Raw genomic sequence first — 12052 nt, forward strand, 5'->3', positions numbered from 1 at the left:
GTGCGGTATACGTTGGCTCACGCGGACTTCACAGCCGGTGCCTGACACTGGCCCGACCGGTGGGGGGTGATGTGGCGTGCGCGTGCTGGTGGTCGAGGACGAGCAGCACCTCGCTGACGCGATCGTTCGGGGCCTGCGCCGCCAGGGCATGGCGGTCGACGTCTCCTACGACGGCACCCAGGGCCACGAGATGGCCATGGTGACCCGCTACGACGTGGTTGTGCTCGACCGGGACCTCCCCGGCGTGCACGGCGACGACATCTGCGCCGATCTCGTCGCGTCCGGGGCGCTGACCCGGGTGCTGATGCTCACCGCGAGCGGCAGCGTCGCCGACCGGGTCGAAGGGCTGCAGATCGGCGCCGACGACTACCTGCCGAAGCCGTTCGCCTTCGACGAGCTGGTCGCGCGGGTGCAGGCGCTCGGCCGCCGGGCCACCCCGGCCGCCCCGCCGGTGCTGACCATCGGCGACCTCGTGCTCGACCAGGCCAAGCGGGTCGCGACCCGGGGCGGGCAGCCGCTGGATCTCACCCGCAAGGAGTTCGGCCTGCTCGAGGAGCTGCTCAAGGCCCGCGGCGCCGTCGTGTCCAGCGAGGAGCTGCTGGAGCGCGTCTGGGACGCCAACGCCGACCCGTTCACCACCACCGTGCGGGTCACGATGATGACGCTGCGCAAGAAGCTGGGCGACCCGGCGCTGATCGAGACCGTCGTCGGCGCCGGCTACCGGACCCGGCCGCCACAGGGGCCACCGCAATGACGGTCTACGACGCCCGGCGCGCCGCCCTCTTCCGCCCGACCCTGCGGCTGCGCCTCACGCTGCTCAACGGCATCCTGCTCGTCGGAGCCGGGCTGGTGCTGGTGGTGCTCGCGTACATCCTCGTCGACAGCGCCATCAGACCCGCCGACGAGCTGCAGCCCGGCACCCGCATCGTGCTGCAGGACGGCACCGAGGTCGACGCCCGGCAGTGGCAGACCGAGCTCGCCGACGCCGCCGAGTGGGAGCTGGTGACCCGGGGCAGCCTCGCGCTGCTGCTCATCGGCGCGGTCGGGGTCGCCGGCGCGTACGTGGTCGCCGGCCGGGCGCTGCGCCCCCTGCAGAAGGTCACCACCACCGCGCAGCGGCTGACGGGGGAGACCCTCGACGCCCGGATCAACTACGACGGCGCCGACGACGAGGTGTCGGAGCTGGCCAAGACGTTCGACGCGATGCTCGACCGGATCGGTGAGGCGTTCGACACGCAGAAGCGGTTCGTCGCCAACGCCTCCCACGAGCTGCGCACCCCGCTCGCCGTGATGCGCACCGAGGTCGACGTGACCCTCGACGACCCGGACGCCGACGTCGAGGAGTTCCGCCGGATGGCCAACGTGGTGCGCGACGCGTCCATGCGGGCCAACGCGCTGGTGGAGTCGCTGCTGCTGCTGGCGCGGACCGAGGCGCAGGCCGGCCGCCGGCTCGGCCGGAAAGTGCCGACCGACCTGGCCACCGGGGTCACCGTCGCCATGTCCGCGATGGGCAAGGAGATCAAGCGGCTCACCCTCGACGTGACGACCGACCTCGCCCCGGCGCGGGTCGTCGGCGACCCCGGCCTGCTGGAGCGGCTCGCCGGCAACCTCGTGGAGAACGCCGTGCGGTACAACCACCTCAGCGGGCGGATCTGGGTGCGCACCGGCACCGACGACACCCTCGCCTGGCTCGTCGTGGGCAACACCGGCTTCGAGGTCGACCCGGCCGACGTGCCGGTGCTGTTCGAGCCGTTCCGCCGCGGCGGGCGGGAGCGCACCGGCGCCCGCGGCTCCGGGCTCGGCCTGTCGATCGTCCGCGCCGTCTGCGAGGCCCACGGCGGCGGGGTCAGCGCCGTCGCCCTGGACGGCGGTGGCCTCGAGGTCACCGTGAGCCTCCCGGCCGCCGCGGTCACCCCGGTCCTGACCGGCACCGCCACGGTGAAGCCCACCGCCTGACGGCCCGCCGCCGCGGCTGTGATCGGTCACACAGTTTCTCAGTTCCGCCCCTGCCGCCGCCGATCTGACCTCCACAGGACGAGTCGGAGGAAACTGGATGCGGCTGCGAAGTTGGCTGGTTGTCAGCATCAGCGCAGCCCTGCTGCTCGCGATCGGGGCGGTCGGCGTCTCGGTCAACCGGTCCGCGCTGCGGGCCGCGGAGACCGTGCACCGCGCCGACACGCTCGCCCTGGCCACCAACAACGGCGGCCTGGTCGAGCAGCTGCTGATGCTGTCGGTGAAGGAGCTCAACGACTTCGTCACCGGCCGGCCGCTGCGCCTGACCCCCGGCGACGCCGGCGACCGGGCCGCCCTCGTCGAGTACGCGCGCAAGTCGACGTTCTTTACGTACGGGCTCACCATCACCGACCTCACCGGCAACCCGATCAACGCCACGAAACCGGCGGACGAGTTCCCCGACCAGGCCGCGACCGGCTGGCAGTCGCTGATCTCCGGGCTGGCGGTGGGGAAGCCGGGCTTCTCCGCGCTCATGACGGTCAAGGACGCTCTGGTCCAGGCGGTCGCCGTGCCCATCGTCGTGGACGGCGCCCCGGTCGCGCTGATCTACGGCTTCATCCCCGCGCGCAAGAACCAGCTGCAGGTGTACCTGGAGAAGCTCAGCGACTCGTCGCACCTGTCGCTCGTCGTGGACGCCGGCGGGACCGTGGGCGCGTCCAGCGACCCCGACGCGGTCGGCACCGTCGTCGACTCCGCGATCATCGACAAGCTCGGCTCCAGAGAGCCGGTGTTCGTCACGTACCACGCCGGCGGCCACTCCATGATCGCGGCCGTGCACGGCGGGCTGCCAGGCGGCTGGGCGTACGTGCGGACCCAGTCCACGGCGACGTTCGACGGCCCGATCCGCAACCGCAGCCTCACCATCAACCTGGCGCTGCTGACCATGCTCCTCGTCGGCGTCGCCGGCCTGGCCGTCCTCGGCTACCGCTCGCAGCTGGTGCGCCGCCGCGCCGAGGAGCGCTTCGCCGCGCTGGTCGAGCACGCGCCGGACGTCGTCACCGTCCTGGACCGCGAGGGCGCCGTGGTGTACTCCAGCCCCAGCGGCAAACGCATCCTCGGCTTCGTCGCGGTCGGCTCGTCCGTCTTCGACCTGCTGGCCCCCGACGACCGCCAGCACGTGCGGGACCGCTTCGCGGCGCTGCTGGCGGAGCGGGGCGGTCTGGAGCGCATGCAGGTGCGGGTCCTGCAGGCCGACGGCAACCATCGCTGGTTCGACTTCACCGCCTCCAACCAGCTGCACAACGCCGCCCTCAACGGCATCGTCATCAACGCCCGCGACATCACCGACAGCCGCGAGATGCAGGACCGCCTCGCCCACGACGCGCACCACGACCCGCTCACCGGCCTGCCCAACCGCCGCCGCCTGCAGGAGCGGCTCACCGCGTCGCTGCAGCACACCCCGGTCGGGGTGCTCTTCGTCGACCTCGACGGCTTCAAGCCCGTCAACGACGAGCTCGGCCACGAGGCCGGCGACGAGCTGCTGCGCCAGGTCGGCGAGCGCCTCTCGTCCTGCCTGCGCCCCAGCGACGTGCTCGCCCGCGTCGGCGGCGACGAGTTCGTGCTGCTCCTGCCCGGGGTGGTGGGCGGCGGGGACGCCGAAGCCCTGGCGGTGCGGCTGCGCGCGGTGCTGGCCGAGCCGTTCGACGTCGCCGGCCACGAGGTGCGCATCGGTGCCAGCGTCGGGCTGCACCTCGCCGGCCCCGGCGAGGACCCGGACGAGGCGCTGCGCACCGCCGACCAGGCCATGTACGCCGCCAAGCGCGGCCCCGACCGCCCCGGCCGGCACCGCGCGGGGTAGCACCGGCACCGCGCGGGCTCGCGCTGGTACCGGGGCGGGTTCGCGCCGGCACCGCGTGGGTTGGCGCCGGCGCCGTCAGCCGATGGCGGCGCCGTGGGTGCGCATGAAGGGGATCGGGTCGACGGCGTTGTGCGGGCCGGTCGGCGGGGCGTTGATGTGCACCTCGTAGTGCAGGTGCGGGGCCGAGGAGTTGCCGGAGCTGCCGACGTACCCGATGACCTGGCCGGCCTTGACCTTCTGCCCGGGCTGGACGAGGGCCCGGCGGACCATGTGGCAGTACAGGGTGGAGATGCCGCCCGCGTGCTGCAGCTTGACGTACCAGCCGCAGCCGCCGATCGATGCGCTGCCGGTCTGGTCGCAGCTGTGGCCGGCCTCGATGTTGCACACCACCTCGACCACCGTGCCGGCCGAGGCGGCGTGGATCGGGGTGCCGGTGAAGGACATGATGTCCACGCCGATGTGGTTGGGGTTGCTCGCGGTGCGGAAGCCCGGCCGGGCCCGGAAACCGGGCAGCGGGTTGGTCCAGGCGCCGGTGGCGACGGGTGCGGCGGGCGCGGCGGCCGGCTGGTTCGCCGCCGCGGCGCACGGTGGCGGGGTCGCGGTGCGGCGCACGTACGCGTCGGAGACGTAGGTGCCCTCCGGCAGGCGGTCCCACATCGCGGTCACCCGCTGGGTGCCGGCGATGCTCTCGCCACGCTGCTGGCAGACCAGGGTCAGCGGGGTACCGGTGGGCAGGGCGGCGACGAGCGGCGCGCCGTGCGTGGGGGCGGTGCGGGCCTTGAGCGGCGTGCCACCCGTGGCGACGGTGCCCGTGGTCGTGGTGACCGCGGCGGCGACGGCGGCGGGCGCGACGGGAGCGGCCGGGCCGCAGGCGGGGATCGGGACGGCGGGGCGGCGGATCCACGCGTCGGAGACGTAGGAGCCGTCGGTGAGCCGGTCCCACTGGTCGGTGACCCGGACCGAGCCCTGGTTGATCAGCTGGCCCTTGACCTGGCAGTCGATCGCCACCGACGCGCCGTGCGCCAGCGTGCGCAGCTGGGTGGTCCACACAGCACTGCCCGCCCGTACGTTCAGGGGGCGTTTGGGCGAGACGACCGTGGCGCTCTGGGAGGCGTGCGCGTCGACCGCCGGGGTCAGCGTGGCCAGGACAACCGCAGCGACGGACATGATTTTGCGCATGGTGCACCCCCGGGACGAGTGATTCGTGCAGCCGGGGGGACTGCGAGCGAACCCCGCCAACGCTAGGCGCCGGCGGGGTCCGTTACCGATATTTACCGAATGTGCCCTCGTTCGGGTGAACCTACGGCGCGTTGGCCACGCCGGGCGGCAGGAACCGTGCGCCGGTCACCTTCTCCGAGATGCCCTCACGGTCCAGGTACGGCGTGACGCCGCCCAGGTGCATCGGCCAGCCAGCGCCGAGGATCATGCACAGGTCGATGTCGCGCGGGTCGGCGACCACGCCCTCGTCGAGCATGAGCCGGATCTCGCGGGCCAGGGCGGCGGTCGCCTCGTCGCGCAGCTCCTCGGTGGTCGAGGGGGAGTCGCCGACCTGCAGCAGCGCGAGCACCTCCGGGTCGGGGTTGCCCTCGGCGTCGGTGAAGCCGCGCTTGCCGGCCTCGACCACCCGGCCCAGGTTGGCCGAGACGCCGAAACGGTCGGGGAACGCCGCGTGCAGCGTCTCCGCCACGTGGTGCGCGACCGCCGGGCCGACCATGGTGAGCAGCGCCATCGGCCGCATCGGCAGGCCCAGCGGGTCCAGGGCGGCGTCGGCGACGGCGATCGGCGTGCCGTTGTCGACGGCCGCGGTGACCACGCCGAGGAAGCGGGTCAGCAGCCGGTTGACCACGAACGCCGGGGCGTCCTTGACCAGCACCGAGGACTTCTTCAGGGCCTTGCCGACGGCGAACGCCGTGGCCAGCGTCGCGTCGTCGGTCTGGTCGGCGCGCACGACCTCCAGCAGCGGCATCATCGCGACCGGGTTGAAGAAGTGCAGCCCGACGACCCGCTCCGGGTGGGCGAGGCCGGCGGCCTGCTCGCTGACCGACAGCGAGGAGGTGTTGGTCGCCAGCACGCAGTCGTCCCGGACGATCTTCTCGACCTCGGCCCAGACCTGCTTCTTGACGCCCAGGTCCTCGAACACCGCCTCCAGCACGAGGTCGGCGTCGGCGAAGGCGGCCTTGTCGGCCGAGCCGCTCACCAGGCCGCGCAGCTTGGCGGCCTTGCCCGGGTCGAGGCGCCGCTTCGAGACCAGCTTGTCGATCTCGGCGTGGACGTAGCCGACGCCCTTGTCGACGCGGGCCTGGTCGAGGTCGGTCAGCACGACCGGGACCTCGAGCCGGCGCACGAACAGCAGCGCCAGCTGGGAGGCCATGAGGCCGGCGCCGACGATGCCGACCTTGTTGACGTCGCGGGCGAGGCCCTTGTCGGGCGCCCCGGCGGGCCGCTTCGCCCGGCGCTGGACGAGGTCGAACGCGTACAGGCTGGCCCGGGCCTGGTCGCCCATGATGAGGTCGGCGAGGGCCTCGTCCTCGGCCGCCGTGCCGTCCTCGAACGTCGCGCTCTTGGCCAGGGCCAGCAGCTCGATCGCCTTGTTGGCGGAGTTGACCGCGCCGTGCAGCCGCTCGTCGAGCTGGTGCTTGGCGAAGAACAGCACGCCGTCCCACATGTCCCGGTCGATCTCCGGCCGGGTGACGGTGACGGTGCCGTCCACGACGCCCTCGGCCCAGGCGAGGGACCGCTCCAGGTAGTCGGCCGGCTCGAAGATCTCGTCGGCGATGCCCAGCTCGCGGGCCTGGGCCGGTTTGAGCGTCTTCTGGGTCAGCGGGTTCTGCAGGATGACCTGCGCGGCCGGGGCGATGCCGATGAGGTTCGGCAGCAGCTGCGTGCCGCCCCAGCCGGGCACCAGGCCGATCGCGACCTCGGGCAGGGCGAGGGCCGCCGCGCCGGAGGACACGGTGCGGTAGTGGCAGTGCAGCGCCACCTCCAGGCCGCCGCCCATCGCCGCGCCGTTGATGAACGCGAACGTGGGCACCGGGGAGTCCTTGAGCTTGCGGAACACGCGGTGGCCGTACCGGCCGAGTTCCAGCGCCTGCTCCCGCTCGGTGATGAGCGGCATGCCGGTGATGTCGGCGCCGACGCAGAAGATGTACGGCTTGCCGGTGATCGCGATGAACTTCGGCGCCGCCGCGACGGCCTCGCCGATCGCCGCGTCCAGGCTCGCCAGGCCGCCGGGGCCGAACGAGTTGGGCTTGGTGTGGTCGAAGCCGTTGTCGAGCGTGATGAGCGCGGCGCGCTCGCGGCTCGGCAGGGTGACGAAGCGCAGCAGCGCCCTGGTCACGACCTCGTTCGGGTTCGAGATGGCCGCGCTCACTTGTCGCCCTTCCAGTTCGGGTTCTCCCAGATCACGGATGCGCCCATGCCGATGCCGACGCACATGGCGGTGAGGCCGTAGCGGACCTCGGGGTGCTCGGCGAACTGCCGCGACAGCTGCGTCATGAGCCGCACGCCGGAGGACGCCAGGGGGTGCCCGACGGCGATCGCGCCGCCCCACGGGTTGACCCGCGGGTCGTCGTCGGCGATGCCGAAGTGGTCGAGGAACGCCAGCACCTGCACGGCGAACGCCTCGTTGAGCTCGAACAGGCCGATCTCGTCGATGCTCAGGCCGGCCTGGCGCAGCGCCTTCTCGGTCGCCGGGACCGGGCCGAAGCCCATGACCTCCGGCTCGACGCCGACGAAGCCGTAGGAGACCAGGCGCATACCGACGGGCAGGCCCAGCTCGAGGGCGACGTCCTCGGCGGCGATGATGGCGGCGGTGGCGCCGTCGTTGAGGCCCGCGGCGTTGCCGGCGGTGACCTTGCCGTGCGGGCGGAACGGGGTCTTGAGCGTGGCCAGCTTCTCCAGGCTGGTCTCGCGGGGCGCCTCGTCGACCGTGGCCAGGCCCCAGCCCGCCTCGGGGTCGCGGGTCGCGACGCTGACCAGGTCGGGCTGCAGCTTGCCGGCCTGGTACGCGGCGGCGGTCTTCACCTGCGAGGCGTAGCCGTACCGGTCGGCCCGCTCCTTGGTGATGCCGGGCAGCCGGTCGTGCAGGTTCTCCGCGGTGGCGCCCATGACCAGCGCCGACGGGTCGACCAGCTGCTCGGCGATGATCCGCGGGTTGGGGTCGACGCCCTCGCCCATGGGGTGGCGGCCCATGTGCTCGACGCCGCCGGCGATCGCGACATCGTAGGCGCCGAAGGCGATGCCGCCGGCGACGGTGGTCACCGCGGTCAGGGCGCCGGCGCACATGCGGTCGATCGAGTAGCCCGGGACGGTCTTGGGCAGACCCGACAGCAGGGCGGCGGTGCGGCCGATGGTCAGGCCCTGGTCGCCGGTCTGCGTGGTGGCCGCGATCGCGACCTCGTCGACCCGCTCCGGCGGCAGCTGCGGGTTGCGGCGCAGCAGCTCGCGGATACAGCGGATGACGAGGTCGTCGGCGCGGGTGTTGGCATACATCCCACCGGCCTTGCCGAACGGGGTGCGCACGCCGTCGACGAAGACGACGTCGCGGACGGGACGGGGCACGGGTGTCCTCCTAGCGACGAATTACCGGCAATGTTACTCGCCAGTAGGTCCGATGCGCCTGTGGACCCGCCCACATCCGCCCCGTGCCCGTCGGTGCCCTATTCCGCCGGTACCTCCAGTGCCGCCGTCAGCCCCGGGGTCACCAGCGCGACCTGCCACGGGCGCGCGCCGTAGCCGGCCAGCACCGCGGCGACCGCCTCCTCGGTGAGCTCCTCCGGCGGCGACCAGGCGAGGCGCCGCACCGAGTCCGGGGTGATGAGGTTCTCCGGCGGCACCCGGTTGGCGGTGGCCAGGCTGGTCACCAGCTCCCGGCACCGGGCCAGGCGCCCGGCCGCGACGGGGTCGCGCTCGGCCCACCGGTGCGGCGGGGGAGGCCCCTCCGACGGCGGGGTGGTCGGCAGCTCCTTGTCCGGCAGTGCCCTGGCGTCGGCCAGCGCGGCCAGCCACGTCGGCGCGAGCCGGCGCACGGAGCGCCCGCCGAAGCCGGCGAGGGCCAGCAGCGACCGCTCGTCCTTCGGGTCCGCCTCGGCGGCGGCGACGATCGCCGCGTCGGCGAGGACCCGGCCGGGGCTCGCGTCCCGGCGCGCGGCGATCTCGTCGCGGGCGTGCCACAGCGCGCGGACCCGGGCCAGGGCGCGGGCGCCGCGCACCCGGTGGATGCCCGACGTGCGGCGCCACGGGTCGGCGCGCACCCGGGGCGGGTCGCCGGCGGAGGCGACCAGCGCGGCGAACTCCTGTGCCGCCCACTCCGTCTTGCCCTGCTCGTGCAACTCCTCGGCGAGCGTGTCGCGCAGCTGTAGCAGCAGTTCGACGTCCAGCGCCGCGTAGGTGAGCCAGGACGCCGGCAGCGGCCGCGTCGACCAGTCGGCGGCGGAGTGGTGCTTCTCGAGCGTGTAGCCGAGCAGCGACTCGGTCAGGGCGGCCAGGCCGACCCGTTCGAAGCCGCACAGCCGTGCTGCGAGCTCGGTGTCGAACAGCCGGGTGGGGCGCAGCCCCAGCTCGGTCAGGCAGGGCAGATCCTGACTGGCGGCGTGCAGGATCCACTCGGTGGGCGAGATCACCTCGTCGAGCTCCGGCAGTTGCCCGAAGGGGAGGGGGTCGATCAGGACGGTGCCAGCTCCGGCACGGCGCAGCTGCACGAGATAGGCCCGGTGCGTGTACCGGTAGCCGGAGGCGCGCTCGGCGTCCACGGCCACCGGGCCGCTGCCCTGTGCGAAGCGCTCCACGGCGCGCACCAGCTCGGCCCGGTCGGTGATCGGTTCGGGCGTCCCGTCTCGGGGGGCGGTCAGCAGGACGGGCTCGGTCGTGTCGTCCGGTTTATCCGGACTGTCTGGCTCCTCGTCCCGACGCCGCGCGGGGGGTTCGTCGGTCACCCGGACCACGGTACGTTGCGCCACCGGCACGCCGATGCAGCCGGGTCCGGCGCGTCGGTTTCCGCTGTGCTCCGGCGGTCCCCGGGTGGCCCGGGACACGCCGATTCGGGACGGACAAATCCGGGTCGCCCCGGTACGGTCGCGTGCGCGGGCCGAACTGGTACTTCCGGTTGTGTCTGTTGCCTGCCACGGAGGTCGCGAGGCTTGTGCGGGCAGTTTAGGGTGAGGCCGACTGCGATGCCGCACTTCGACCGCGCCGCGGTACAAACGGGTGGAATTGTGACAGGAAGGAAACGCGAAGCATGACGGCCGGGTATGACCCCTCCAACCCGGTGGCTTCCGGAACCTCTGAATCGTTCGATCGTCCGCGCCACGCGGACCGGTCGGGCGACGACTCGGAGCGGCTCGGTCCACTTCCTCCACGCATGACGCCGACCGGATCCTTCCCGGCCGCCGGCGTATCGCCTGCGGGCGGCGGCCCGGCCACCGGCAGCTTCCCGGCCACCGGCGCGTTCCCCGCCCAGCCGACGAGCGCCTGGCCCGTCTCCGCGCCTGCCGGCCCGCCGCCGCACAGCGCCCCGCCGCACGCCGGCGGGGTCCCCCGCGGGCGTAGCAGCGTGCTCGCCCTGACCCTGGCGCTGCTGCTGCTGATCGTCGTCGGCGTGCAGGCGGCGTTCATCGTCCGGCTCGAGTCCCGCCTCGACAAGGCCGAGAAGGCGGCGAGCGCCGCCAAGCAGAGCGACGAGACCCGGCTCAAGACCCTCGAGGACCGCGCCGACAAGCTCGAAGCCAAGACCGGCGGCAACCTCGACGCCGCGGCCGTCGCCGAGAGCGTCCGGCCGAGCGTGTTCCGTGTCACCACGAAGTACGCGACCGGCACCTCCTTCGCGCTCGGCAAGGTCCCGTCGGGCGGCGGCACCAACCTGATCACGAACTACCACGTCGTGCAGGAGGCGTACGAGAAGGGGGAGCGCGACGTCAGCATCGAGCGCACCAACCAGCGCTTCCCGGCGAAGATCATCGAGGCGCACCCCGACAAGGACCTGGCGCTGCTGCACACCGACGAGGACTTCACCCGGCTCGTCGCCGCGGCGCAGGTGCCGAAGGTCGGCGATCCCGTGCTTGTCGTCGGCGCGCCGCTCGGCCTGGAGGACACCGTCACCACCGGCGTCGTCAGTGCGTTCCGCTCGCTCAGCGGCGAGAGCCTGATGCAGTTCGACGCGGCGATCAACCCCGGTAACTCCGGCGGGCCCGTGTTCAACGCCAAGAAGGAGGTGGTCGGCGTCGCGACGCTCAAGGCGCGGGAGGCCGAAGGCATCGGACTCGCCATCCCCATCTCAGTGGTCTGCGAGACGATCAGCATCTGCTGATCCCCGCGGCCGGCACCCCGGAAGCACCGTGCACCACGTCGTCGCGTCCCGGTCGCGGCGGCCGTTCGACCCCGCCCGGGGCGCTGCCCGGAGGGATCATCAGGAGGAAGAAAGAGATGACCTACCCCAATAACCCCCAGGGGAACCCGAACGAGGGCTACGCCTACCCGGACCCGAACTCGCCGCAGGGGGCCTACCCGCCGCCCGGCGCGCCGCAGTCGCCCTACGGCGCCCCGGTGCCGCCGCAGCCCGCCCCCACCCACGACCAGGGCTACGGCCAGCCGCAGCCCAACCCGTACGACCAGGGCACCCAGCAGATGCCCACCTACGGCGAGCCGCCGGCGTCGTACAACCTCGAGCCGTCGGTGTCCGCGCCGCCGACCTCGCCGATGATGGCGAACCCGCCGATGTCGGCGCCGCCAATGTCGGCGCCGCCGATGTCCGGCCCGCCGGCCTCCTACGGCCCGGTCTCCAGCCCGCCCGGGTACGCGCAGGGCGGCTACCAGACCCCCGGCCCGGCGCCGAAGAAGAGCGTCGCGGTGCCGATCCTCGCCAGCCTCCTCGCGCTCGCGATCATCGCGGCCGGCGTGTTCGTCGGGCTCTACATCGACAAGAGCGGCAAGCTCGACAAGTCCGAGAAGCTCGCGTCGCAGCGCCAGGACAGCCTCACCGCGACCCAGGGCGAGCTGGACAAGACCAAGACCGATCTCAAGGCGAAGGCCGACGAGCTCACCAAGGCCCAGCAGGAGCTGCGCGGCGTGACGGCCGACAGCACCGAGGCGAAGCGCCAGCGCGACGTCATCGGCACCTGCCTGAAGCTGCTGCTCGAGGCGCTCGACGCGTCCAGCAAGGGCGACAAGACCACCCTGCAGAACAAGCTCAACGAGATGGACAAGCCGTGTGACGAGGCCGAGGTCCTGCTCGGGATCTGATCGGCG

At 73.0% G+C, this 12052-nt stretch carries 9 protein-coding genes; 5 read left to right on the plus strand and 4 right to left on the minus strand.

Features of this window, described 5'->3' with window-relative positions:
* The first annotated feature begins 76 nt into the window (after positions 1 to 76).
* The 3 genes from AB0H83_RS01620 (at position 77) to AB0H83_RS01630 (ending at position 3811) form a co-directional block, all read left to right on the plus strand.
* The gene (locus tag AB0H83_RS01620) at positions 77 to 754 is read left to right on the plus strand and encodes a response regulator transcription factor (protein WP_360085072.1); all 678 of its coding nucleotides are present in this window, start codon (positions 77 to 79) and stop codon (positions 752 to 754) included.
* On the plus strand, positions 751 to 1956 hold the full coding sequence (locus tag AB0H83_RS01625) for a HAMP domain-containing sensor histidine kinase (RefSeq protein ID WP_360085075.1): 1206 nt from the start codon (positions 751 to 753) through the stop codon (positions 1954 to 1956). Before AB0H83_RS01620 ends, AB0H83_RS01625 begins: the two co-directional genes overlap by 4 nt.
* Before the next feature lie 97 nt (positions 1957 to 2053).
* Complete coding sequence (locus tag AB0H83_RS01630) at positions 2054 to 3811, plus strand: sensor domain-containing diguanylate cyclase (RefSeq protein ID WP_360085078.1); 1758 nt, start codon at positions 2054 to 2056, stop codon at positions 3809 to 3811.
* A gap of 75 nt (positions 3812 to 3886) precedes the next feature.
* Here AB0H83_RS01630 and AB0H83_RS01635 read toward each other — a convergent pair whose 3' ends face one another.
* From AB0H83_RS01635 to AB0H83_RS01650, 4 genes are all read right to left on the minus strand, one after another.
* Positions 3887 to 4978 carry a peptidoglycan DD-metalloendopeptidase family protein gene (locus AB0H83_RS01635; RefSeq protein WP_360085081.1) on the minus strand — a complete coding sequence of 364 codons (1092 nt, stop codon included), beginning with the start codon at positions 4976 to 4978 and terminating at the stop codon, positions 3887 to 3889.
* Between the two features lie 133 nt (positions 4979 to 5111).
* A complete protein-coding gene (locus AB0H83_RS01640; protein WP_360085084.1) occupies positions 5112 to 7181 on the minus strand; it encodes a 3-hydroxyacyl-CoA dehydrogenase NAD-binding domain-containing protein in 2070 nt (689 codons plus the stop codon).
* Positions 7178 to 8371, minus strand: a complete 1194-nt coding sequence (locus AB0H83_RS01645) for an acetyl-CoA C-acyltransferase (RefSeq protein ID WP_360085087.1) — start codon at positions 8369 to 8371, stop codon at positions 7178 to 7180. The genes AB0H83_RS01640 and AB0H83_RS01645 overlap by 4 nt, the downstream gene beginning before the upstream one ends.
* 98 nt (positions 8372 to 8469) lie before the next feature.
* Positions 8470 to 9744, minus strand: a complete 1275-nt coding sequence (locus AB0H83_RS01650; protein WP_360085090.1) for an HRDC domain-containing protein — start codon at positions 9742 to 9744, stop codon at positions 8470 to 8472.
* Positions 9745 to 10169: 425 nt separating this feature from the next.
* Here AB0H83_RS01650 and AB0H83_RS01655 point away from each other — a divergent pair, with 425 nt between their 5' ends.
* Entirely contained in the window at positions 10170 to 11114 is a 945-nt protein-coding gene (locus AB0H83_RS01655) for a trypsin-like peptidase domain-containing protein (protein WP_360085093.1), read from the plus strand.
* A 116-nt stretch (positions 11115 to 11230) separates the two neighbouring features.
* Positions 11231 to 12046: a hypothetical protein gene (locus AB0H83_RS01660; RefSeq protein WP_360085096.1), complete on the plus strand. Its 816-nt coding sequence runs from the start codon at positions 11231 to 11233 to the stop codon at positions 12044 to 12046.
* Positions 12047 to 12052: the final 6 nt, after the last annotated feature.

The sequence above is a fragment of the Dactylosporangium sp. NPDC050688 genome (assembly GCF_040654515.1).
GTDB lineage: Bacteria > Actinomycetota > Actinomycetes > Mycobacteriales > Micromonosporaceae > Dactylosporangium.